This window comes from Mycobacterium aquaticum (genome assembly GCF_002086485.1).
GTDB lineage: Bacteria > Actinomycetota > Actinomycetes > Mycobacteriales > Mycobacteriaceae > Mycobacterium > Mycobacterium aquaticum.
In genome coordinates, this window is the sequence record NZ_MVHF01000003.1 from 332,937 (window position 1) to 354,582 (window position 21,646).

General features: G+C 63.1%; 25 protein-coding genes. 10 read left to right on the forward strand and 15 right to left on the reverse strand.

What is annotated here, in order from left to right:
- Positions 1-92 precede the first annotated feature (92 nt).
- On the forward strand, positions 93-1,601 hold the full coding sequence (locus tag BST13_RS05215) for a PucR family transcriptional regulator (protein WP_083161304.1): 1,509 nt from the start codon (positions 93-95) through the stop codon (positions 1,599-1,601).
- A gap of 14 nt (positions 1,602-1,615) precedes the next feature.
- Here the strand turns inward: BST13_RS05215 and BST13_RS05220 are convergent, their stop codons facing one another.
- The 3 genes from BST13_RS05220 to phoU all read right to left on the reverse strand — a co-directional run bounded on the left by BST13_RS05220 (position 1,616) and on the right by phoU (position 3,827).
- A complete protein-coding gene (locus tag BST13_RS05220) occupies positions 1,616-2,278 on the reverse strand; it encodes a maleylpyruvate isomerase N-terminal domain-containing protein (protein ID WP_083161306.1) in 663 nt (220 codons plus the stop codon).
- 36 nt (positions 2,279-2,314) lie between these two features.
- Positions 2,315-3,112, reverse strand: a complete 798-nt coding sequence (gene thiD, locus BST13_RS05225) for a bifunctional hydroxymethylpyrimidine kinase/phosphomethylpyrimidine kinase (protein ID WP_083161308.1) — start codon at positions 3,110-3,112, stop codon at positions 2,315-2,317.
- 67 nt (positions 3,113-3,179) lie between these two features.
- Positions 3,180-3,827 carry a phosphate signaling complex protein PhoU gene (gene phoU / locus BST13_RS05230; RefSeq protein WP_083161310.1) on the reverse strand — a complete coding sequence of 216 codons (648 nt, stop codon included), beginning with the start codon at positions 3,825-3,827 and terminating at the stop codon, positions 3,180-3,182.
- A gap of 439 nt (positions 3,828-4,266) precedes the next feature.
- Here phoU and BST13_RS05235 point away from each other — a divergent pair, with 439 nt between their 5' ends.
- Positions 4,267-5,226: an ATP-grasp domain-containing protein gene (locus BST13_RS05235; protein ID WP_083161312.1), complete on the forward strand. Its 960-nt coding sequence runs from the start codon at positions 4,267-4,269 to the stop codon at positions 5,224-5,226.
- Positions 5,227-5,234: 8 nt separating this feature from the next.
- On the opposite strand, the gene BST13_RS05240 is transcribed toward BST13_RS05235, so the two are convergent.
- Positions 5,235-5,501: a hypothetical protein gene (locus BST13_RS05240; RefSeq protein ID WP_083161314.1), complete on the reverse strand. Its 267-nt coding sequence runs from the start codon at positions 5,499-5,501 to the stop codon at positions 5,235-5,237.
- 418 nt (positions 5,502-5,919) lie between these two features.
- Positions 5,920-6,213: a hypothetical protein gene (locus tag BST13_RS05245; protein WP_245839354.1), complete on the reverse strand. Its 294-nt coding sequence runs from the start codon at positions 6,211-6,213 to the stop codon at positions 5,920-5,922.
- 319 nt (positions 6,214-6,532) lie between these two features.
- On the opposite strand from BST13_RS05245, the gene BST13_RS05250 reads away from it, so the two are divergent.
- Both BST13_RS05250 and mbp1 read left to right on the forward strand, forming a co-directional pair.
- Complete coding sequence (locus tag BST13_RS05250; protein ID WP_245839356.1) at positions 6,533-6,802, forward strand: DUF3349 domain-containing protein; 270 nt, start codon at positions 6,533-6,535, stop codon at positions 6,800-6,802.
- 167 nt (positions 6,803-6,969) lie between these two features.
- On the forward strand, positions 6,970-7,203 hold the full coding sequence (gene mbp1, locus BST13_RS05255) for a microaggregate-binding protein 1 (protein WP_083161318.1): 234 nt from the start codon (positions 6,970-6,972) through the stop codon (positions 7,201-7,203).
- Between the two features lie 87 nt (positions 7,204-7,290).
- On the opposite strand, the gene BST13_RS05260 is transcribed toward mbp1, so the two are convergent.
- The 6 genes from BST13_RS05260 to BST13_RS05290 all read right to left on the reverse strand — a co-directional run bounded on the left by BST13_RS05260 (position 7,291) and on the right by BST13_RS05290 (position 14,402).
- Positions 7,291-7,791: an SHOCT domain-containing protein gene (locus tag BST13_RS05260; protein WP_142282727.1), complete on the reverse strand. Its 501-nt coding sequence runs from the start codon at positions 7,789-7,791 to the stop codon at positions 7,291-7,293.
- Between the two features lie 94 nt (positions 7,792-7,885).
- Complete coding sequence (locus BST13_RS05265; protein WP_083161322.1) at positions 7,886-8,359, reverse strand: DUF309 domain-containing protein; 474 nt, start codon at positions 8,357-8,359, stop codon at positions 7,886-7,888.
- Between the two features lie 155 nt (positions 8,360-8,514).
- The gene (locus tag BST13_RS05270) at positions 8,515-9,675 is read right to left on the reverse strand and encodes an LLM class flavin-dependent oxidoreductase (RefSeq protein WP_083161324.1); all 1,161 of its coding nucleotides are present in this window, start codon (positions 9,673-9,675) and stop codon (positions 8,515-8,517) included.
- A gap of 286 nt (positions 9,676-9,961) precedes the next feature.
- Positions 9,962-10,408: an aminotransferase-like domain-containing protein gene (locus tag BST13_RS38610; RefSeq protein WP_142282728.1), complete on the reverse strand. Its 447-nt coding sequence runs from the start codon at positions 10,406-10,408 to the stop codon at positions 9,962-9,964.
- Between the two features lie 272 nt (positions 10,409-10,680).
- Positions 10,681-11,256, reverse strand: a complete 576-nt coding sequence (locus tag BST13_RS05285; RefSeq protein ID WP_083161428.1) for a P-loop NTPase family protein — start codon at positions 11,254-11,256, stop codon at positions 10,681-10,683.
- A 239-nt stretch (positions 11,257-11,495) separates the two neighbouring features.
- Entirely contained in the window at positions 11,496-14,402 is a 2,907-nt protein-coding gene (locus BST13_RS05290; RefSeq protein ID WP_342744269.1) for an AfsR/SARP family transcriptional regulator, read from the reverse strand.
- Positions 14,403-14,690: 288 nt separating this feature from the next.
- On the opposite strand from BST13_RS05290, the gene BST13_RS05295 reads away from it, so the two are divergent.
- The 5 genes from BST13_RS05295 to BST13_RS05315 all read left to right on the forward strand — a co-directional run bounded on the left by BST13_RS05295 (position 14,691) and on the right by BST13_RS05315 (position 17,566).
- Positions 14,691-14,915 carry a tautomerase family protein gene (locus BST13_RS05295; protein ID WP_083161330.1) on the forward strand — a complete coding sequence of 75 codons (225 nt, stop codon included), beginning with the start codon at positions 14,691-14,693 and terminating at the stop codon, positions 14,913-14,915.
- 80 nt (positions 14,916-14,995) lie between these two features.
- Positions 14,996-15,442 (forward strand): DUF4189 domain-containing protein, encoded by a 447-nt coding sequence (locus BST13_RS05300; protein ID WP_083161332.1) that lies wholly within the window; start codon positions 14,996-14,998, stop codon positions 15,440-15,442.
- Between the two features lie 180 nt (positions 15,443-15,622).
- Positions 15,623-16,207, forward strand: coding sequence for a carboxymuconolactone decarboxylase family protein (locus BST13_RS05305; RefSeq protein ID WP_083161334.1), 585 nt, complete (start codon positions 15,623-15,625; stop codon positions 16,205-16,207).
- Positions 16,194-16,724, forward strand: a complete 531-nt coding sequence (locus BST13_RS05310; protein WP_245839358.1) for a RidA family protein — start codon at positions 16,194-16,196, stop codon at positions 16,722-16,724. Before BST13_RS05305 ends, BST13_RS05310 begins: the two co-directional genes overlap by 14 nt.
- Before the next feature lie 410 nt (positions 16,725-17,134).
- Positions 17,135-17,566, forward strand: coding sequence for a TetR/AcrR family transcriptional regulator (locus BST13_RS05315; protein WP_342744267.1), 432 nt, complete (start codon positions 17,135-17,137; stop codon positions 17,564-17,566).
- A gap of 50 nt (positions 17,567-17,616) precedes the next feature.
- Here BST13_RS05315 and BST13_RS05320 read toward each other — a convergent pair whose 3' ends face one another.
- From BST13_RS05320 to BST13_RS05335, 4 genes are read right to left on the reverse strand one after another with little or no spacing between them, the layout of a single operon-like run.
- On the reverse strand, positions 17,617-17,895 hold the full coding sequence (locus BST13_RS05320; protein WP_083161432.1) for a cytochrome C oxidase subunit IV family protein: 279 nt from the start codon (positions 17,893-17,895) through the stop codon (positions 17,617-17,619).
- Positions 17,896-17,900: 5 nt separating this feature from the next.
- On the reverse strand, positions 17,901-18,512 hold the full coding sequence (locus BST13_RS05325; RefSeq protein WP_083161338.1) for a cytochrome c oxidase subunit 3 family protein: 612 nt from the start codon (positions 18,510-18,512) through the stop codon (positions 17,901-17,903).
- The gene (locus BST13_RS05330; RefSeq protein WP_083161339.1) at positions 18,509-19,315 is read right to left on the reverse strand and encodes a hypothetical protein; all 807 of its coding nucleotides are present in this window, start codon (positions 19,313-19,315) and stop codon (positions 18,509-18,511) included. The genes BST13_RS05325 and BST13_RS05330 overlap by 4 nt, the downstream gene beginning before the upstream one ends.
- Positions 19,312-20,016, reverse strand: a complete 705-nt coding sequence (locus BST13_RS05335) for a hypothetical protein (protein ID WP_211296017.1) — start codon at positions 20,014-20,016, stop codon at positions 19,312-19,314. The genes BST13_RS05330 and BST13_RS05335 overlap by 4 nt, the downstream gene beginning before the upstream one ends.
- 332 nt (positions 20,017-20,348) lie before the next feature.
- Between BST13_RS05335 and BST13_RS05340 the strand changes: the two genes are divergently transcribed.
- Positions 20,349-20,978, forward strand: a complete 630-nt coding sequence (locus tag BST13_RS05340) for a TetR/AcrR family transcriptional regulator (protein WP_425436980.1) — start codon at positions 20,349-20,351, stop codon at positions 20,976-20,978.
- Positions 20,979-21,646 lie beyond the last annotated feature (668 nt).

The following is a 21,646-nucleotide window of genomic DNA, read 5'->3' on the forward strand; positions in this document are numbered from 1 at the left end:
ATTGGCACGCGTGTCCCTTCTGGAGCGGAATCCCTGAGTAGACGTTTCGTCGAAACCATCGGTACAACTTCGACGATCTGTACACTGCTGCGATGGGCGTTCCGGTGTCCTGGGTGCTCGCGCAGTCGGATCTGTCGCTGCGGCTCCTCGGTGGCGGCGCCGGAGTGTTGCGCGAGGTCACCCTGGCACTGACCACCGAGTTGTCCGAACCGTTCCGCTGGCTCTCCGGTGGCGAGTTGGTCCTCACCACCGGACTCGGACTGCCGACGACCCGCGCGAAGCGCGCGGCCTATCTGCGTGGGCTCGACGAATGTGGGGTCTCTGCAGTCGGTTTCGCCGTCGGGCTCAGCCATGCGACGGTGCCGCCGGATCTCATCGCCGCGGCCGACGAGATCGGGATTCCGCTGCTGGAAGTGCCGTTGGAGACACCGTTCGCGGCGGTGGTCAAGCGCATGAGCGAGCGGCTCGCCGATCAGCACTATGAAGCGGTACTCCGCGCATCGCGCGCGCAGCCGCGGATCACGCGTGCCGCGGTCAGCGGCGGAACATCCGCGGTGGTGGCCGAGCTCGCCAGGGCACTGTCCGCGAAGGTGCTCATCCTTTCCCCATCGGGCGACGTCATCGAATGCCACCCGCGGTCCTTGGACCCCAAGCTGGTCGGTGAAGTGCGCGCCGTGGTGGCGTCGGCCGGAGCAGGCAGTGTCGTCGCGGGGACCGCGATCACATACCAGCGCATCAAAGTGACCCGCAAGATCCACGGCGTCTTGGCTGTGGTGACTGCCGCACCGCTGTCAGCGATCGACCAGATTCTGTTGGGCCACGCCAATTCACTACTCGCACTGGACTTCGAGAAGCCCGCCCGTCTGGTGGAAGCCCACCGCGAACTGAATTCGAGCGCGCTGGGGCTACTGCTGAGCGGCGAGCACGATCTCGGACCGGCTCGCGCACAGCTCGCCCAGGTCGCCGATTCGCACGGGCACATCCGGGCCCTCGTCATCGACTGCGGGTCCGGTCCGGCAATCGAGCAGGCGCGGGCCGCACTCACACCGGCCGTCGAGCGCACCGGGTCTGTGCTGTTCGCGCACGTGCAGGGGTGCCAGCTGATCGCTGTGCTCCCGGGCACGCACGACGTCGCATTCGTCCGCCGCGTCACCACCGATGTCGCCGCGGCGGCCCGCAAACTCATCAGGGTCGGCCTCAGCGAACCGCTTCCCGTCGGCTGCCTTGAGGTGGCCGTGGAGCATGCCAAAATTGCCGCTGCGGCGGCCGAATGCGGGGCAGTACCACTGGAATTCACGGCGTTCGCCGGTCGGGCGCTGCTGTCGATCGATTCGACGCGCCAGGTGCTCAATACTGTCGCCGACACATTCCTGGCACCTCTCGACGTATACGACCGCGAGCACGGCAGTGAACTTCTGGTGTCGCTGCGGGCGTTTCTGGAGGCCAACGGGCATTGGGAGACAGCCGCATCCGCGATCGGCGTGCACCGCCACACCTTGCGCAAACGTATGACCTCGGTGCAGGAGTTGATCGGGTGCAACCTCGACGTCGCCCGGGTCCGGGCAGAGCTGCTGTTGGCACTGTTGGCCTACCAGAGCTGAGGTGATGCGGGAGTTCACCCGAGAACGTACGGCAGGCGGTCGACGAGGGATCCGAGCGCAGCGCGCTCGGCAGCGGTCGCCGGTCGCCGGCCTGTTCCAACTGTCAGGACAGCGGTGTCCGACATCGACGTCGGGAATGACGCGTCGACGATCCTCACGAACAGCTTGCGTGATGCCGCCAGGGTCGGCGCCGGCGGCCCGTCCACACCGCGAACATGCTTGGTCAGGTCTAGATGGTGCAAGGTCGCTTCGAGGACGTAGGCATCCAGATAGTCGCTGGCAGTGAGGACTTCGCCTTGCGTGCTGACTCGCAGGTCTGGTGCGGCAAGCTGGGCCGCCCGCGCCGCTGCCGAACCCACATCATCGAGGTGATGCTTGAGCAGGTGCGGCTGCTCGTATGCCGCTGCCAGTCGCACGGTCAGCGCGTCGAGAGGGTCCCGTCCGCTGGGCAGCGTGTGCGTGACGTCCCAGTAGGTCGCTGCGTCGCGCGTCGGCTCGTCGTCAGTCGGCGTCGCCAGCGTGATGAGAATGTCTTGAGCGTCAATCACCAAATGGCACAGCAGGTCTTGAACCTTCCACCCGGCACAACCGGACGGCGCCCTGAAATCTCGATCGGGGAGCCGCTCGGCGGCGGCGAGCAACGATCCCCATGCCTCGGCGAAGGCCGCGTGCCTCATGGCGCCCGTCTGGTCAACGCGGAGCGGATCATCCGGTCAGGGAAGCGCGGACTGCCGCACGGCGTCGAACGGAGTGTTGCCCGTTATCCGGTTGACGATGCCTGCCGTGGTGAACTCTTTGGCCAATCGCACCGCGTCGCCGACAGCGGAGCCCGTCGCGAGTGCTGCGGTGATCGCTGCCGCCAGGGTGCATCCGGCTCCGGCCACCCGAGCCTGCCCGACCTTGGCCGTACGCAAAATCTCGACGTCGCTGCCGTCGTAGAACACATCGACGGCGTCGTCGCCCGGAAATTCCACGCCGCCCTTGACAACCACATAGCGAGGTCCGAGATCGGCGATGCGCTGGGCTGCTTCCACGAGGTCGTCGACAGACGAGATGTCGTCCATCTCAGCCAGAGTGCGCGCCTCGAACAGGTTCGGAGTGGTCAGGCTGGCCAGCGGCAGGATCTGCCTGCGCAGGGCGGTGTCGGTATCGAGGGCAGCGCCGGGTTCCTGTCCTTTGCAGATGAGCACGGGATCGACGACGACGTGCCGCCAGGGCTGACGCGCGAGGGCCTGTGCGACGACGTCGATGGTGGCAGGGGTGCCCAACATCCCGATCTTGACGACGTCCAGGTCATAGGCCGAAGTCGCGGCTTCGATCTGATCGGCGACGACGTGCGGCTCGACCGGCACGAAGCGGTGTGCCCAATTCGCGTTCGGATCAAAGGACACGATGCAGGTCACGGTGCCAACACCATAAGCGCCGAGCTGCTGGAAAGTCCGCAGGTCTGCCTGCAGGCCGGCGCCGCCGGTGGCTTCAGATCCAGCGATGACATATGCGAGGTCAACCACGACATCGAGCCTACGGCCACACGCAATCGAGTTCCGTCGGACTCCACAATCCCACCTCAGTGGGCGGCTATTCGCGCCGGCGCGCCCCGGAGGCTTGATAGATGACGCGGTTGGCGATGTCGACGGCATGGTCGGCGAAGCGTTCAAAATAGCGGCTGAGTAGCGTCACGTCGACGGCACTGACAGTTCCGTGGGTCCAGGCCGGATTCAGTACCCGGCTGAACAACTGCCTGTGCAACTCATCCATCGCCTCGTCATCGACACCCAGTTGCGCCGCGCGTTCGAGATCGCGAGACAGCACAACACTTTTGGTGTCTCCGGCGATCTGCACCGCGATTCGGCCCATTTCGGCGACGTAGCCTTCGACCTCGTCGGGTACGACCCTGGTGGGGTGGCGCAGACGGCCGATGTGTGCGATGTGGGTGGCCAGCGCGCCCATCCGTCGCACGTCGGCAAGGTCTTTGAGCGCGCTGACCACTGCTCGCAGGTCCCCGGCCACCGGCGCTTGGCGGGCGAGAATCGTCAGCGCGTCTGCTTCGAGCAGCCCTGACAGGTAGGTGATGTCGTGGTGCCGCTCGATCACATCTTCGGCAACGTGCACGTCGGCTTGTAGCAATCCCCGGGTGGCGTCGTTCATCGCCGATCCTGTGCGATCGCACAGGTCCGCGATCCCGCCGCTCAGTGCGTCGAGTTGCGCGTGAAGTATGTTGCGCATACGGGCGGATCCTACGAAGCGCTCGAGCGGCTCCCGCCCTGCAATCGCCCGCTGAGCGGGACGACGCACGGTCGTGTCCAGGCTCTACACAGGATCGCCAGATCTCAGGGCACGCGGGTCACGTGGCACGTGAATGCGTGTCGGGCATGCCTTACTCCGATGCTGTTGGACTCCAACAATTCTCGGTAACGGAGGCTGCGCGCGAGTAAGTCCCGGGCTCGAGCGGCGTATAGCAGATCGGGCATCCTGAAGACAGCTCAAAACCGCTTCAGCAGTCGGAAAGTCGCGGTGACACTTCCGACAATCAAAACATGTGACCCATATCACAGTGGTCGATTACCTGCGCCGAACCGGCACTCGGACAGGCCTTTTGTGTCGGCTCGCCGGAAAACTCCCGTTGCCAGGGCTCCGTAGGTGTGTCGCGCGCTACGGTACCCGCGTGAGCGTCAACGCTGCGATCGTCACCGTCGCCGACGACATCCATGCGCTGGCCGTCGCACATGAGCTGAGATCCAGACCTGGAACCGAATGCGCCATCATCGAAGTCGATCGGCTGGTGAATTCAGGCGGGTTCAACTGGCAAGCCCATGTTGCGGACTCTCAGGTGCCGTCACAGCCAGAGCCGACTCACGTGGCCAACTTGGATGTCATCTGGTGGCGTCGTGCCAACGCACCTGATCGTGCCGACCTCTCAGGCCTGACGCCACCGCAAGCGGACGTGGTACGCAACGACACGAAGACGTCACTGCGCGGCATATTGCTCACCGACTTCCGCGGATCATGGGTCAGCGACCCGGCGGCAACCGAATTGGCAGACAACAAGCTGAGCCAGTTGCGCGTGGCACGCGATGTGGGCTTCACCGTGCCGCGCACACTGGTTTCCAACAATCCGACTGCAGTTCGTGATTTCTGCGACGGACTCGGCAACGACGTCGTGGTGAAGTTGGTGCACGGTTCCAGAGCTATGGGCGCCATCCCCACCCGCATGGTCACCGCGGAGGTGCTCGACGACGAAGCCTCCATCCGCGTCGCCCCGACGATCTACCAACAGTTCGTCGGGGGCACACATCATCTGCGCGCACACGTGTTCGGAGACAATGTCTACGCGGCAATGTTGGACTCAGATCGACTCGATTGGCGTGTCGATCTCACCACGCCGATGGCCAACTGGGCTGTGCCAGAGAAACTTCGGCACATGCTGTGCGAAGTGGTCCGGCGACTCGGCCTGCGGATGGGCATAGTCGACTTGAAACTCGATGAAGATGGCGACCCGGTCTGGTTGGAATTGAATCCCCAGGGCCAGTTTCTGTTTGTCGAAGCCCTGGCCGGCATTCCGTTGACCACGCTGTTGGCGAATTTCCTTACCAGTGAGGCGCACCGGCAACGTGTCGAGGTCTGAACGACCGGCTACGCGATGTAGTCGCAGTCGCAGCCCTCGGTCGCAATGTTGATCCACCCGTCGCCGTTCAGGTCGCACATGGAGACCGTGCCGCCGCTGTAACCACCGGCCGACTGGAGCGGGGCAACCCTGCGCGCGCCGATTCGTTCGCGCAGCAGCGACTCCCACTGGACGAGTTTTTCGTTGGGCACGAGCGCCGAGAGCGTCTCCAGCCGGAAATTGAACATCACCGGCGACGTGGCCATTTCGTCGGGGCCATGATCAGACGGATTCATGACAAACTCACCTCCAAGTAGAGTTTCATCGGTATTGTCAACGCGGATTCGGGCAGCGCAATGTCAGTGACGGCGTGAAGCGAAGATCATTGAGCAGAAGGACAGGGCACCAACACTTTACGAACGCCCACCCCCTCGTCGCCGATGCCGGAAAGTATGCGATACCCCGGCCTGTCCCGATCGTAAACTCCCAATATCCACCTGGCGCTGTTGAGCCATCAGAAGCGTCCATTCTTGACCTTTTCGAGCAATTCGAACTTCCCTTTCGGGTAGCGGAAAAGCCGACCCGCAAGGAAGCCACAGTTCTCGCAGGACTCGAATTGCAGGGAAGCGAACTCCCTGCCGAATCACGTGCCCGTACCGGCGGTCGGCCATATGATCGGTGCACGTCCACCTCGCGCCCTGGCCGCACGACAAGCTACGGAAAAGTGATCGGGGGAATCGCAGAGGGGAGCGGAACTTCGGGAATGTCTGCGGGCATCTCGACGTGCGGCACGTCGGCCGGCAGTTCCACCTTCGGGATATCGCCGGGCATCTGCACGTTGGGCACCGCACTCGGCAACGGCACCGACGGTAGGTCACTCGGGAACGGGAACGGCGGAATATTGCCCGGAACCGGCAGCGTGGTCTCCACATCTTCCAACGCAGCAGGGCGATCCGATTGCGCGGCGCAGCCCACGACCACCGCCGGCATCGCGATCAACACAGCCATGCGGCACGAGACCCGTTTGGCCGTGAAGGGCACGTTGCCAAACCCTTTGCCGCCCACGGCTGCGACGCTACCACCGGGTATCGGCTACGCCGTCTGGCCGAGGCTCAGACACGCGGCTGATGGAGTCCAGCAATCCTTGAAACTTCGTGTGAATCGACGATGAACAGTAACTGACCCGATGATTATCAGAAAGTGGCAAATATCTGCTTCGGTCGCGTCCGACGTGTGAAGCGCGCCGTCGCGGCCTACCGTGGTGCGGGGACCAAGATCTTTGTCCGGCCGGGGGAGTGCAGTGACAATTTCGGCGATAGTGGCTCGCGTGGTCGGTTTCTTGCGCGCCGGCTACCCAGAAGGCGTCCCCAGCACGGATTTCGTGCCGCTTTTGGCACTCCTGCAACGCCAACTCAGCGATGACGAAGTCCGCCAGGTGGCCGCCCAACTGATCGCCGACGGGCAGTTGCCGGTCTCGGTCACAGACATCGAAGTCGCCATCACCAAGGCCATCGACACCATGCCGTCACAACACGACGTGCAGCGCGTCAGCGACCGACTCCGCGCCGGCGGCTGGACCGTCACCGAGCACCTGTAAGCGCCCTGAGCCCGGCGAGCCCTAGAAGCCTGCCTGGCGTGACAGCTCTCACATCTCTACGGATCGGGTTTGGCCACGCCGTAGCACGGGGTATCTCGCGATCACGTCGGCACAGGGCCGACCGGCGTCGTTGGCGCATCGCACAGTATGCAGAGGAGCTGGTACGTATGTCCGACAAGAGCGGACCCCTGGAAGGCATCGAAGGCGTTGTGGAAGGCGTCAAGGGCAAGGCCAAGGAAGCCATCGGCTCGGTCGTGGGACGCGACGACCTGCGCCGTGAAGGCCAGGCACAGCAGGACAAGGCTGACGCCCAACGAGAGGCCGCGAAGAAGGAGGCCGAAGCGGAAGCTGCGCGTAGGGCCGCCGATATCAACGAGTCTCGCGAGAAGGCCGAACAGTAGGAATGGCCGAGGCGGGGGCGACCAAGGAAACTGGTCGGCCCCGCCCTCCGCTTGTCTGACGACCACGCAGCGATATCCACGCAGCGGTTAAAGACTCGGGTCGTTGAGGATCCGGCGCTTCGCTGATTGAAACTCCGCCTCGGTGAGCGCCCCCGACTGCCGCAGTGCGACCACGGTTCTGAGTCGTTCTACTCGGACGCCTTGCCCATCGGAATGTTCGGTCGGTGCGCCGACCGGCTGCACCGGCATCGCGAACTCGGCTGAATTCGACTGTGCGAGTGGTCGATTGCGTCTATCTGCACTGATCCACCACAGGATCGACAGGGGCAACGCGACCACCGCAAGAACGATCAACCCAACAAATGGCCAGATCGCCGAACCATATGGACTTCCATGGCCGAAGGACAACCGCGGCCGCTGGTTCCCGCTGCCAGGACCCTCGGTAATAACCCGGTAGTGACCGGCCTGCGCAATCTGTGCGATGCCGATCTGCACGCGCAGATCTCGATTCGAGGTCGTGGTCCCACCCATGTGGTCGATCAGAACCGGGCTAGACGCCCCGGCCGGCGCTTCGAAACGCAGCTTCACCGATGGCACGATCACGCCGGCGCCCGTGGTGGCAGTGCACAGCTGGGAGTGTGCCACGGTCACTGGGGCGAGCTACCCGGGCACGTCGCGTCTGTCAGATCCGTAGCCGCGGTCGCAGCCGGTCAGTGGCGACTTCCGCTCCCGCGTCAAGGTCGTCAGCCAGCGCATTGGCGAACGCCACCAGACCTGCGCCATCGACGGAGTAACGCCCCACGTGCGGATCGGCGGACAGTCGGCCGGCCGCGCGTCGCAGCAGGCTGGCCGCGCCGGTGCAATTGCCGCGTTGGACATGCGTAATGCCGACCGCGAGTTGCGCCAAGCCCTGCCACAGCATCCGCTCGTCGTCCGGGCCGTTCTTCCAAGCGGCCTCAAGTACCTCGTGCGCGTGGAACGCCAAGCCTTGGTCCAGTAGTTCCTGGGCATAGTCGAGGCTGTCTGCCGGCGGCAGACAAAGGTCGTCCGGTATTCGCGGGATGCCGGTGGCACCAGGCGGAAGTGGGCGACCCAAGGCGTCGCGCGGACGTGCGCTGCGGGGCCGGCCCGAATCGTCGCGGTCGCGAGCAGCCATACCTCCATCATGACAACTGCAGTGGACTCACAACGCCATTGGGTTGTACAAGTAGCCGATGGCAGCGGAGGAGTGACTTCGGTGGCCTCGACGGATGCGTAGTTGGCCGACCGACGGTCGCGTCCGCCAAGCCCGGCACCCCCAGATCGCTTGGCTCAGAGACGCTTCAGTCCACGGACCGCCTGGAGGAACGGCAAAGTCGACGCAAGTCCCTTGCGTAAGTTCGGTTGTAACGTGCTGATGTTCCCCAGTGTGATGTGGCGGACGCCCTGGTCTCGCCATTCGGCGGCCTGTTCGACGATGTCGTTTGGGGTGCCGGCCAGTAAGCCTTCCCTGAGTAATGATTGTGGGACTTGCCGGGTGTACGACAGTGCGGTTTGTTCATCGATCAGTTGAGGCATGATGTCGGTTGCCCCGCCGGCAAGGCCGAGCGGATGTGAAACGCCGTGGCGCTCCCACCACGCCGCTGGAGCTAGCAGTGCAATGGACTTGATGGCGTCGCTGCTCAGTGCCTCATCGACCTCGTCGCGGTTGCGGCCGACGACAGCGAATCCTTGCCAGGCCCCTTTGATCGACATGGGATCGCGGCCGGCGTCGGAGGCGGCACTTCGAACCGCATCCAATCCGGCGGCGTAATCGGTGGGGGCGATGAGTGCTGGTACCCAGGCATCGGCGTAGCGGCCGGTGATTCTGAGCATGCGCGGGCCGTGTGAAGCGACCCAGATTTCGGGCCATTTCCCTTTGTGGGGAGGCAGGTCGAAAACGGCGTCGTGCAGCGGGAAGTACGGCGAGTCGCGGGATATCAACTCGCCGCCGGAGCTCCAGAGGGCCCGGATGGTGGCAAGGGCTTCTTCCAACCGTGTTACCGGCCTGGACCACTCCACGCCGTAGGGTTCGTTGCCTTCGCGCTCGCCCGTTCCGATGCCCAGGATCGCCCGTCCGCCGGTGAGTATGTGCAGCGTCGCGGCCGCCTGAGCAGTGACCGCGGGGTTCCGGCGACCGGCGTCGGTGACGCTGACTCCCAGTCGCAGGCGCCCGACCCGGTTGCGCGCAGCGAGATGGCCGAGCACGGTCCAGGGTTCGAGGATCGCGTCGACTTTCGGGACCAGTCGCGCCGCACCGACGTAGCGGCGCGTGGCGATCGAACGGGGGAACAACGAGTTCAGGTGATCGCCCACCCAAAACGAGTCCGCACCGGCGGCCACCGCACCCAGATAGTTTGCCCGCAACGGCGCAGTCGGCCATGGCTGTGCATTGACGATCTGGTCGAACACGCCGACCCCGAACCGGCTCTTCGAATTCGACCGTCGTGCCATAGGTCTTTGTCCCTTTCGTGCGCAACTGGACCGGCCACCTTCGAGCATGGACAGCGCACTAGGCACTCGATGGTGTTCGTGCCAAGTATCGCGGGTGTTGAGGCGCCGCGGCGTGCAAATCTCAGGAAGATCTCGGCGCCCCGACTTGAACGGGCCGTACGTAGTTACTTGCAGCCAGCGCACGCACGGGTGATGGCGCCAAAGCCGGCATGAAGCTCTGGGTGATCGAGGCAGGTGCCTCGTTGACCGATCCAGTCGGCCCATCGGTCCGACGAATGTCGCCGAATCAGACCGCAGTAGCGAGCCGCCGGACGCCTTCGGTTATGCGCTCGACATCGCTGCATCCGTAGCTGAGCCGGAGGTGCGGGACGCTGGGTTCGGCGGGATACCAAGGGACGCCTGAAGATACAAGGACGCCGGCGGCCAGTGCGCGGGCGGCGGCCGCATCGGGATCGGCACCGGCGGGCAGTCTGACCCACAGGTGCATGCCTCCGCGAGGAATACACACGGGCTGCGTGTCGGGCAATCTGCGGGCGAGCTCCCGGATCAGAGTGTCACGGCGACGGGCCATCTCTCGCGCGATGGTTCGCAGGTGCCGCGGGTACGCCGCCGAGGTGAGGAAATCGAGGGCAGCAGCCTGGATAGGTCCGGCGACATAGAGATCATCGAGGATCTTGGCGGCACGAAGCCTGAGATGTGCCGGACCATGGGCACATAGCACGCCGACGCGCAAACCGGGCGTGACCCCTTGGTCAGCGAACAGATGTGAACAATGTTCCCGGACTTGGACTCTGACATCAGAGTCGGGGGTGTTGGCCCGTCGATGGCAAGGAGGCGAGCGGCGTCGTCCTCGATGGCGAAAGCGGAATGTCGCTGCAGTTCTATCCCTACGACGGTCCAGCGTTCCTGCTGTGGGGCATCGGATAGCCGGCACGCCAACAGTTCAACGAAATTGGGGATCATCATGAAGGCAGGAGCCAACTTGCGATACTGCTCTGCGTCCGGTTATGCGCCACGAAGTCCGCTATGCGCGGCGAACAGCTTGGCTAACCAGTGCATACTCTCGCGCCGAGATCTCAGGCGAACGACGTGCAGATGCTTGTGGAGTGCGTCGATGGCCGGCAGTCGGTCACGACAGGTGTTGCGAGTACGAATTCCCCACCGGACGATGTGCTCCGGGTCAGTGAAGAACTCATGAAGAGGCCCTTCGTAATTCCCGTTCCACAGCTCCACCCGGCGCATTCGTCTGTGCACGGTACGACGTGTCAACTGATACAGAGTTTGCGGTGTAGGGAGGTCAAGCCACACCATCGTGTCAGCGCGTTCGACGATTCGATCGCGAACCGCCGCGTACTGCCACTCAATGACCCATTCATCTCCGGAAATGAGCTGGTGCACGTCAGCGGCGAACTCGTCTCGCGGCTGCCAGTCGGGGCCGTGAAACAGGCTGTCCATCTCGGTGTAGGGGAGTCCCAGAACTTCCGAAACACGTTTGGCCAGAGTCGTTTTTCCTGAACCCGACACTCCGGCGATCGCGATGCGGCGCGGCTGCCAGGTAATCGGATCAAATGCTGACAACACGTGCCTGATCCTAAAGCAGCACTTCGTAGTCACAGGCCTGGACCTCCACCAGGCACGCAGATCCGACACCTCGGCCGTCAGCGCGCTGGCCTAGGCGAGTCGATCGGTGTCGGTTTCTGCGTCGGTGAACGCACGTATCCGTCATGGCATAGCGCCGCCGGGCTGATAGGTGCAAGTTCTTTCAGCTGACGCAACTGCCAGGGTAGCGGCAACGCCACGGTGGTGTAGGTGCTGGAGGTTTAGCTGAAACGCTGTAGCGCCGTGCGTGCGCACTCGACAGCTTCGGCGCCCGTCAAAGGTCGATGCTCGCTATCGCCAAGGCCGTCCGTTGCGGCGCTGCCGACTGGTGGTTCCGCCGCGGCCGCGAGGGTCGCGCGGTGTAGGGCGGCTGCGGTGGTGGTGTCGCCAAGGCGGGCGAGCAACCGAGCGATGAGTCGCAGTGTGTCCCACTGCTGGGCGAGGATTCCAGGGCCGCCGCGTTCCCAGAGCCCCAGCACCTCGATGAACATGTGCACGGCGGTGACTGGGTCACCGTGCACGCTGACGATCGCCGCGGCTTCCATGTGGGCCATCCCCGTCAGCCAATTGTTCTCGACGGTTGCAGCGAGCTCGGCGGCATTGGCGAGATAACGCAGAGCCTGTCGCGGCGCTGAATCTGCCAGGGCGCGGCCGAGCGCGCAGTGCGCCATCGCTTGCGCGGTCGGATTACCCGTGGCGTTTGCCACGCGCAGCGCTTCCTGGCCGGCGGCCAGGCCGCCGAGCGGCGTTCCTAGTGATTGATGGCAAAGGGTGAGTCTATCGAGGATGAATACCAGTCGGACCGGATGTGCGCTGGCGCGCGAATTGGCCAGCTCACCTTCGTAATGCGCTAGGGCGCTGGCCGCCTCCCCGGTACAGAGATCGACATCGGCAAGGACGTCAGCTGGATATCCGAGATAACCCGTGCCGGGGCCGGGAACACGCCCGTCGGCCAGTTTCGCCAACGAGCGGGCTTGGGAGAAATCGCCCAACACCCACGCCGCGCGAGCCGCTACCCCCACCGCCGCCGGAAAAAGCCGGTGGTCAGGATCGGCGACGCCGATGACCTGATACGCCCATCCAGCTGGCCGGTAGCCGGTGCGATTCATCAAGTCCAGAAGCGATGTGACCAGTCGAAGCGCCAGGTCGATATCGCGGTCAGCCATCGCGCGCTCAAACGCCAACCGGACATTGTCGAAGTCCAAGGCTGTGTAAGTGGCCGCAGCATCGGGCGTCAACCTCTCGACCCAGATCCGTTCCTCGGCGCCATTCATTCCGACAGTGGCGCGTTCGACCAGTTCGGTGTAGTACCGGGCGTGTCGTGCTGCCATCTCGTCGGCAAGTGCGCATTCTTGCAATCGATTGCGGCCATATGCCCGCAGTGTCTCCAAGACGCCGTAACGGGTCGGGCCGACAGTATTGCGAACGATCACCATCGATTTGTCGACCAAGCGGGTCAGCAGGTCCAGGGTGTCGTCCTCGGTAGCGTCGTCGGCGCACACCATGTGTGCCGCCTCAAGATCGAAACTGCCGGAGAACACCGAAAGTCTTGGAAAGAACGCTTTCTCGGCTTCATCGAGTAACTGGAACGACCAGTCGATCGTGGCAGCGACACTCTGCTGGCGTGGATGCGCCCCGCGGGATCCCCCGCTGAGTAGTCGAAGCCGATCGAGTCGTCGGGTGATGTCGATGGTGCTCATCGCTCGCGTCCGCGCGGCCGCCAACTCGATTGCAAGAGGTACTCCGTCCAGTCTCCGGCATATTTCGGCGACGGCGCCGACCGGTTCACGATCGGGATCGAAATCGGGCCGGCTGGCCCGCGCCCGTTGGACAAACAACTCAGCAGCGGCGCCCTCCGGAAGGGGCTGCACGGAAAGGACCTGCTCGCCTTCGACGCCGAGCGCTTCCCTGCTCGTGGCGAGAATCTTCACTTGCGGGCAGTTGCGAACAATCACGTCCATCAACCGCGCCACGCCGACCAATACGTGCTCGCAGTTGTCGATGACAAGTAGCAGGTCGCGTCGGCGTAGATAGTCGATCACGGCATCGTCAGTCCCGGCGCCCTGGATGTGCTGCAACCGAAGCGTCGCCGCCACTGCGTGGCTCACCGCTGAGCCTTGCTCGAGTGGTGCGAGCTCGCAGACCCATGCGCCATCAGGGAAGTCCTGCTGCGCGCGGTAGGCCGTTTCGAGCGCCAGCCTGGTCTTTCCCACCCCGCCGAGGCCGGTAAGCGTAATCAAGGGACCGTCGTCGAGAGCCGCGATCGCGCGCTTGACGTCAGTTTCGCGGCCGATGAGCGTCGTTGGGTGCCTGGGCACCTGGCCGGTGGGACGAGCAATCGACAGTGCGGTATGGGCGAACCGGCCGTGATCGGGCCGTGAGTCACCATCGAGAATCGACTGGTGCACCGACTGAACTGCCGGACTTGGATCGACGCCCAGTTCGTCGACAAGTCGCTCACGGATCATGCGGTAGGTCTCCAGGGCTTCGGCCTGCCGCCCGCTGCGATACAAGGCCAGCATCAACTGGGCGGCGACTCGTTCATCTAGGGGATACTCCTGCAAGGTGGCCGCCAGGTCGCCGAGCAGCTGAGTGTGCGTGCCCGCAGCCAGCGCGGCGTCGTTGCGGTCCAATCTCACCGAGAAACGTTCTGCATCAAGAGAATTCCGCAGATCGTCAGCCCACGGGGTGGCGAGCGGCGTGACTGGTTCGCCGCGCCAAAGGCCCAGCGCCTCGGTGAACAGCGCTACCGCGTCGGCAGGATTGGCAACGGCTCGCGCCTCGGCCGCAAGCTGCCGGAAGCGGTACAGGTCGATCGATTGCGCGTCGGTGTTGAGGGTGTAACCGGCAGGCCCCCGTACGATCCGCACCGCAGCGGACTCGGGCAGAACGTGCCGCAACCGGGATATATAGGCGGCCACAGCGTTGCGCGCCTTATGCGGGAGTCGATCGGTCCATACGCGGTCGATGAGCTGATCGACGGAAACGGGACGGTTGACGTCGACGAGCAGACTGGCGAGCACGCCGCGCTGTCGGGCATGACCGATGTCGAGTCGTCGCCCGTCGACGTACGCCTCGACTTCACCGAGCACACGGAACTCCATCACCATCGGTGTACACCGTTCCATCAGGATGGCGCTCTGAGCGGACAATCGACCGGATTTCGACTCGAGCGGACGGGATTGGTCACCGTCGCGGCTGAACGGATGACCGCTGACGACGGTCCGGATCAGACGCCCAAGCGGTGACACCTGTCCGGCAGCCCAGAGCCTTGGCAGGTGCCTGGTCGCAAAACAGCCAGTGAAGTGCACATTTCACGATTTCGGCAATTTTGCAGAAACGGCACTCGCCAGCGTTAGAGCGTGCCCGCAACACCGGTTGCGGGACGCGAGCAGAAATCAGGAAGGAATGCAGAAATGCCGTTCGTCAACGTGAAGGTCATCGAAGGTGTGTTCTCGTCGGCCCAGAAGCAGGACATCGTGCGCAAGGTCACCGAAGCCATGGTCGCGGTTGAGGGCGAGAGCATGCGCCCAGTCACCTGGGTCGTGGTCGAGGAGATCTCCAGCGGCGACTGGGGCATCGGCGGCAATCCGATGCACACCACCGACGTCAAAGCGCTCGCAGCAGGATCCGGGGGATAGGTGCGCCCGCATACCCCGTCGTCACAATTTTCCGCACTCGTATCGGCGCGGTGGCGATCATCGCAAAAGGAGAGAGACTCGTGACCACCACACATCCCAAACGGGCCACCCGAACCCGTATCACGGCCACAGCCATCCTCGCCGGCGCGGTCGCCGCCGGCGGGTTCGGTTCGGCCGCACCTGCCAATGCCGCCGACACGTTCCTCGCCCTGGCCTATCAGCAGTCCTACGGGTTCGGCGGCAAACTCGTCTACCGCGACGCCCACGGGATTGGACAAAGTGGCGTGATGGATACCGCGAGAATCAACGCCCTCAACGATTGTCAGCGCAATGGCGGCCAAACTGGCGGGGGCCAGTGTGAGGTGCGGGTCGTCGCCCGCAACGAATGTGCGGCAGTAGCGGCCTCCAACGGCGCCGGGGGATGGAAGATCGCTACCGCAACCTCCTACAACCAGCAACTGGCTGAGCAGATCGCGCTGGCGAACAACGGCGGCGGATTGGTCGTTGTTTCAGCATGCCCAAGCTAGTCCCGGCCGACCGCACAAAGCGTTGGGGGTCTGCATCCAAAGCGCAGATCCCCAACGTTTGAATCCGACCACCGGAGCTGGCCAAGACCGACCCGGGCGGGCGTTATGCAGCCTCTCCGCGGCATGATCCTCGTTCCTGATCAATAGCATTGGATATCAACATGATTGGACCGCACTGCAATGACTGTTAAACACCACAACGGTGCTCGTGATTGTGCCGCGCCGACCCCTTTGCCGTCCCACATTGAATCGGCCATCGACACGATCATGCGTGGTAAGCCTCCGCTTCTCTTGTTCACGACGATGGCCCGTGACCCACGACTGTTCTTCAAGTTCTTCAATTCGGGACTACTCGACCGCGGACACCTGAGCATCCGAGAACGGGAGATCGTGATCGACCGGGTGACCGCCACCTGCAATGCTGAATATGAATGGGGCGTACATGTCTCCGTGTATGCCGCCAAAGCTGGGCTCACTGATGTGCAGATCCTGTCGTTGACGACGGGGAGATCAGACGATGAGTGTTGGACCGAGGAGGAAGGGACTCTGATCCGGCTGTGCGATAGCCTCCAGGGCTCCTGCGACGTCGACGACGCCCTGTGGGCCGATCTCACGCGTGCTCATTCCGCCGAGGCAATCATCGAATTGGTCATGCTTGCAGGCAGTTACCGCACCATTAGCTACCTCGTCAACAGCCTTCGACTTCCACCCGAACCCTTCGCTCGACGGTTCGCAGAATTCGGGAGAACCGATGAACGATCATGAGACCGACGACCTCGTGGGCCGACGGGCCGACGCCGTGAGATGTAGTCGGCAGCCGGAGAACCGTGGGAACCACCGAACTGCCGTCGATCATCCCGACTTCCCAGATGCACAGCACATGTCCATCGCGCGGCTGCCGTCGGGCTCCCGATTTGCCCCGACGATCGGGTTCAGTGCGGCAGTCCGCGCAGGCCAGGTCATCCACGTATCGGGCACCACGGCGGTCGACGCATCCGGTCAGATCGTGGGAGATGGCGATGCCTACGCCCAAGCACGGGAAGCGCTATGGAAAATCGACGCCGCGCTGCGCGAAATGGGTTGCCAGCCAAGAGATGTAGTCCAGACGCGAATGTATCTGACCCGGGTTGAAGATTGGGAAGCGGTCGGACGGGCTCACGGCGAGGTGTTCGAAGATCACCGGCCAGCAGCCACGATGATCGTCGTAGCCGCGCTACTCGATCCCCGCATGCTGGTGGAAGTCGAAGCCGTCGCATACCGGCCTGAGCCCGGCGTCGAGTAACCCCACCGTCATGGCGCCGAATTGCAATACTCCGTTGGCGTCGTAGAACCATGGCCGCCCGGTCGATCCGTCCCAGGATGCTTGTTGGACCAAGCGGTTCGCTTCGGTGTCAAAGTGGTGAACGCACGTATCGACGCGCCCATGCGCCAATCTTGTCGACCGCCGAGCGCTCGCCCAGGACGTCGGACGACGTCGTCATGACTGCCCGTCCTGGTCTGTGCGCGCCGCTGCACCGACGCCGCGCCTGTCGCGGGTCTGCGGCGTCGACCTCGGGTTCAGTGGCACCATCTGAAGTCATTCCCCTCCCGAGCTACGCTTGTCGGCGCCCGAACACAGGCGGTCGAGCGGATTTTCGCTGCGGCCGCCGAACTCGTTCCCAGCAGGGTTTCGAAGCGTTCACCATCGAGGCTTTGTCAGCGAAGGTGCATTGCTCACCCGCCACCATCTACCGGCACGCCGGAGGCAAGGCAGCGATCCTTGAAGGTGTCGTCGGGCGCCTGTCGGCGCGCATCGTGAGACGGGTGTCGGAGGCGATCGAGGGACTGGATGGTTCCGAGCGAGTGGTCACCGCGTTGGTCGTCGCATTGGACCATATCCGCTCCGAGCCGCTTGGCCCGTTGATGATGGGCGCGATTCGGCCCGACCAGAACAACGGCTGGCTGACTGCTTCACCTTTGGTGGAGGAGCTTGCCGAGCGCATGATCGGTCGATCCGATCCGTTGGCCGCTCAATGGCTGATCCGCGTCACATTGGCGCTGTGGTACTTCCCGGTCAAAGACCGGGAGTCCGAGTATCAGATTGCTTCCCGCTTCGTCGGTCCCAGTTTTGCGTTCGGCAACTAGGTCTCGATTCCGCGCGCCGCGTAGATGTCCTGGGCGGCCAGTGGTCGGCACTAGCCGGCGGTGAAGTACAAACCCAGCAGCAGCACGAACAGAGTTGCCAGCCAGCCGTTCGTCGTCGCCTTGAGCCACGTGGGCGCGTGACGGACCTCCATGAAGTGCCAAATCACCAACTGGGCCTTGACCGCCGCGATCAGCAGCACGGTGACGGTGACGGTGGTGTTGAGGTGATGTGTCGCGCCGCCGCCTCGAGCGGTCAGAAAGGACGCTGCCGTCACCACCGTGAGGACTGCCCACACGATGGTCAGCGGGTTACGAAGGTAGGCGGTCACACACGTCACCTCATCAGATAGAGCAATGCGAACAGGATGAGCCACACGACGTCGACCATGTGCCAGTACGTTGCACCGGTTTCCACGAACGTGATCCGGGGTTTCGCCGGCCCACACAAGCTGCGGATGACGAAGCCGAGGATCACCAGCCCCAGGATCACGTGACACAGGTGCATCCCTGTCATCACGAAGTAGAACATGAAGAACAGGTTTGTTCCCGGGGTGAACCCAGCGGTGATTTCTGGGATGTATTCGAATAGCTTGAATAGCGGAAAGGCCGCTCCGCAGGCCCATGCGATTGCGAAAAGCCGCATGGCGTCGATGGTCTTTCCAGTCCGGGCGGCTGACGTTCCCAGCGCGACGAACAGCGAACTGGTAAGCAACACAATGGTGTTGACCACACCAATATCCTGGTTCAGCTTCGCCTGACTCTGCAGGAAGAGATCGTGGTCCTGACCGCGGTAGTACATGTAGGCCACGAAGTAGACACCGAAGATGATGAGGTCACCGATGACGAAGAACCACATGCTGGGTTCACCGGGAAGGCTTCTACGTGCCTCGGCGGCGCGTGGTGGGACGCCGACGTCAGCGTTGAGTTCCTGTCCGATCTCGGTCATGCGCTCGCTCTCGGCCGAGCCTCGGGGGAGTCGGATTCGCGCATGGGCCAGACGTTCTCGAGTTCCTCATCGGGCTGATTTTTGATCGCCCGATAGATGCACACGTAGACGATGAACTGCCACGACACGAACAGCGCCATCGCAAACCAGAACGTCATCAGGCCATTCCAGGCGAAGGGTCCCGTTTTGGTGATCCATACCGGAGCTGCGATGAGTTCCGTCACGTACTGCCAGATGGTGTAGTAGCCCAGCCATTTCGGCAAGATGTTGTTCTCATCGAGAATGGTGGCCAGACCAAACGCCATCCACATGATGCAAAAACACCCCAGCGAGCCGATGAACGCCAGGTAGCCGAAGTCGAAAAGCATGGCCAGAACCGACGGGTCGTAGCCACGACGGAATGCGCCTAGTCCGAAGCAGAACAACGGAAAGAGCATGCCGACGATCGTGCCTGTGGTCGCGCCCATGATGACGGCGTACCGAAACGCCGGGCTGACGGACATCCGCTTGATCTGGATCAGATAGCAGGCGTTGGAAATGGGTCCCAGGCCGAACGTCAAGGTCAGGATGACGCAGGCCATCAGCAAGTTATGCGACTGCATGAACTCGACGATCTGCGATGGGGAGCTGCTCGGCGACCGTGGCGGCATCATCCAACTCAAGGGGACAAAGACCACGCCGAACAAGCTGAAAAAACCTGGGACTGTCCAAAAGACGATCCATTGATCCAGTTTCTTGTTCTTGCGCCACTGGCCCCGACGCCCGGCCGGGGGCTCGGATGCGCTGGCCACGGCGTCCGTCATGCCAACACGTCCCGCTCGGCGCCCTGGCGATTGACCACGCCGAGCAGAACGAAGAACATCACGACGATGTAGCACGCAAAGACACTGAGCCGCAGGGTGAAAGACGCCGCCCCGTTCCATGCGAGCGGACCGGACATATGCAGGATCGAGAACGCGCTCGGAACCAACAGTGCAGCGGTCACGATGTTGAAATGGGCCACCCAGCGAGGAAAGATCGGTTCGGGACCGGCGTCGAGGTAGATGCTGGTGGCCAGGCAGAGGTTTTGGACGACGATGGTGCCGACCGGCGCGATGAAGAAGAACCACGCCATGTCGTTGAGCAGACTGATGAGTTGAGGGTCGCGCTCGGGCCTGAACGCAGCCATCGCCCAGCAATAGTCGGCAAGGATGAACGCCGTGAGCCCCACCCCGACGCAGATGATGTAGGCGTAGGTGAAGGCGCTGCTGGACGTGGCGGTCCGGGATATCTGCACGGCGGTCACCGCAAAGAGCGGAACCAGTGAGCAGGCAATCAGATTGCAGAGAATCGCAACGCCAAGGATGCCGGTGACATTCTCAGCGAAGAAGGCCGCGACCTGCTCGGGCGTCAGCGTCGGCGACAGCGGCGGTGAGAACACCGGAAACACAAGGTAGGCCAACGCGAACAACGCCGCCGCCGGCGGGACCGTCCACAACAAGATTCTTTGCCCTCGGGTGTTCATCGCCGAGGACGCGGCAGTAATCGCCCTAGATGTCGCCATTGCCACCGTCCTGCCCATCTCGCCCTGCTACATCTAGTCGGTCACGTCACATCGATCGCGGTCCGCGTCGTCGGGATCTTCAGCCTTCAACAGGTCTAGCACTGTCACTGACAAATAACAATGAAACCGCCGGCATTCCTGGGCAGCCATGCCCGCAGACATCCGGCGTATCACGGTTTGACCTGCGGTAACCACCTCCGCCTGCAGCGAATCCTCATCGAGCCGGATACGTGCCCAACGTAGATTTCGCCGACATTGGTCATTGACATGTTTGGCTGTTGCACAATGAGCGGGTGTCCAACAGTGCCACCCGCCGTGAGACTCAGCGCCAAGAGACACGTGCTCGGGTACTCGATGCTGCCATCGTCGAGTTCCGACGTGCGGGCACCAACGCCGCAGACATCAACGCCATCGTCAGAGCGGCAGGCGTGGCACGCAGTACCTTCTATTTCCATTTCCCGACCAAGGAGCACGTCCTTCTCGAGCTGATCCGGAGGGACGAGTTGCAGCTTGCCGACGAACTCGGGCATTTCCTCGACACCCGACACGACTTGCCAGCAGTGTTGAAGGTGATTGTCGAATCAGTCTTGGCCCTCGAAAGCCGTTGGGGATCAACACTATTCCATGATGTCATCAGTCTTTACTTCTCACCCACCCGACCCGAACGAGAACAGTGGACCAATCACCCGATCTTCGTCTTACTCGCTGCCGAGATCGAGCGTTCGCGCATCCGTGGCGAACTCTACGAGGACGTCGATTCGTACCACAGCGCAGCGTTTTTTCTCCTCGGGGTCTATGCATTGCTCACCACTGTCGGCGAATCTCGCGCAGAACGCGACGTGGCACTGAGGAAATTCGTCACCAGTACCCTGCGCAGCCTGCGCCCGGGGGAGGCGTACGAAGCCTCGAAGTCCGACAGCTGACGCGCCCGCGTGGTCCAAGGATCTGGATCCTCAGCGCAGGAATTCGCTACCCCAGAGCATCGTGACGCGGCGATTGGCGTGAATATCGGGTGACCTTGTCGTGGGGCCTCGGATTGGATGCCCTACGGCCACTGGGCGGTGGTCGGTGATGCGACCGGAGGACCCGAGTATCCCTGCGAGACCATAGAATTCATCACTGTGACGTAATGACGTCGATATGGGGCGTCCTTTGAAGAGGGGTTGGAACAACAACCAACAGCGTGCACTCACGTGGGGATAGTGTTGCCCGATGATGCGATGGTTGCGGCCCGCTTCGTACACGCCGACTTGGCGCGGGTTCAGGCCGCGGGCATTGGCGCGGAACCTAGCGCGGCGATATGGACGGCGAACTCAAGCGCGCTCGCGAAGGCCCTCGGTTACCACCAGTGGGAAGCTGTCGCCGAGGTATACCGGGGCGGGCACACTTCGGAATCAGATCTTGCTGGCCTGGCGTCCCGGGCGCGTGGCGAATTGGCGCCGTTCGCCCGGAGCAAGCGAAGCGCAGTCCATCAGCGGTGGCGAAACATGCTGCGAGGCAGCAATGGTTCGGTGGTTGTCCATTCTCATTGAATGTGGGGCACGATTACGCCGCTGACTTGCGATGCCCCAGATTGAGTGAGAATTTCGGT

Excerpts from the sequence above, each read along its gene's own strand:
- BST13_RS05215 (WP_083161304.1), top strand. The coding sequence starts at position 93 with ATGGGCGTTCCGGTGTCCTGGGTGCTCGCGCAGTCGGATCTGTCGCTG.
- BST13_RS05220 (WP_083161306.1), bottom strand. The coding sequence starts at position 2,278 with ATGAGGCACGCGGCCTTCGCCGAGGCATGGGGATCGTTGCTCGCCGCC.
- phoU (WP_083161310.1), bottom strand. The coding sequence starts at position 3,827 with ATGCGCAACATACTTCACGCGCAACTCGACGCACTGAGCGGCGGGATC.
- BST13_RS05240 (WP_083161314.1), bottom strand. The coding sequence starts at position 5,501 with ATGAATCCGTCTGATCATGGCCCCGACGAAATGGCCACGTCGCCGGTG.
- BST13_RS05245 (WP_245839354.1), bottom strand. The coding sequence starts at position 6,213 with ATGGCTGTGTTGATCGCGATGCCGGCGGTGGTCGTGGGCTGCGCCGCG.
- mbp1 (WP_083161318.1), top strand. The coding sequence starts at position 6,970 with ATGTCCGACAAGAGCGGACCCCTGGAAGGCATCGAAGGCGTTGTGGAA.
- BST13_RS05265 (WP_083161322.1), bottom strand. The coding sequence starts at position 8,359 with ATGGCTGCTCGCGACCGCGACGATTCGGGCCGGCCCCGCAGCGCACGT.
- BST13_RS05270 (WP_083161324.1), bottom strand. The coding sequence starts at position 9,675 with ATGGCACGACGGTCGAATTCGAAGAGCCGGTTCGGGGTCGGCGTGTTC.
- BST13_RS05290 (WP_342744269.1), bottom strand. The coding sequence starts at position 14,402 with ATGGAACGGTGTACACCGATGGTGATGGAGTTCCGTGTGCTCGGTGAA.
- BST13_RS05295 (WP_083161330.1), top strand. The coding sequence starts at position 14,691 with ATGCCGTTCGTCAACGTGAAGGTCATCGAAGGTGTGTTCTCGTCGGCC.
- BST13_RS05305 (WP_083161334.1), top strand. The coding sequence starts at position 15,623 with ATGACTGTTAAACACCACAACGGTGCTCGTGATTGTGCCGCGCCGACC.
- BST13_RS05310 (WP_245839358.1), top strand. The coding sequence starts at position 16,194 with ATGAACGATCATGAGACCGACGACCTCGTGGGCCGACGGGCCGACGCC.
- BST13_RS05325 (WP_083161338.1), bottom strand. The coding sequence starts at position 18,512 with ATGACCGAGATCGGACAGGAACTCAACGCTGACGTCGGCGTCCCACCA.
- BST13_RS05330 (WP_083161339.1), bottom strand. The coding sequence starts at position 19,315 with ATGACGGACGCCGTGGCCAGCGCATCCGAGCCCCCGGCCGGGCGTCGG.
- BST13_RS05335 (WP_211296017.1), bottom strand. The coding sequence starts at position 20,016 with ATGAACACCCGAGGGCAAAGAATCTTGTTGTGGACGGTCCCGCCGGCG.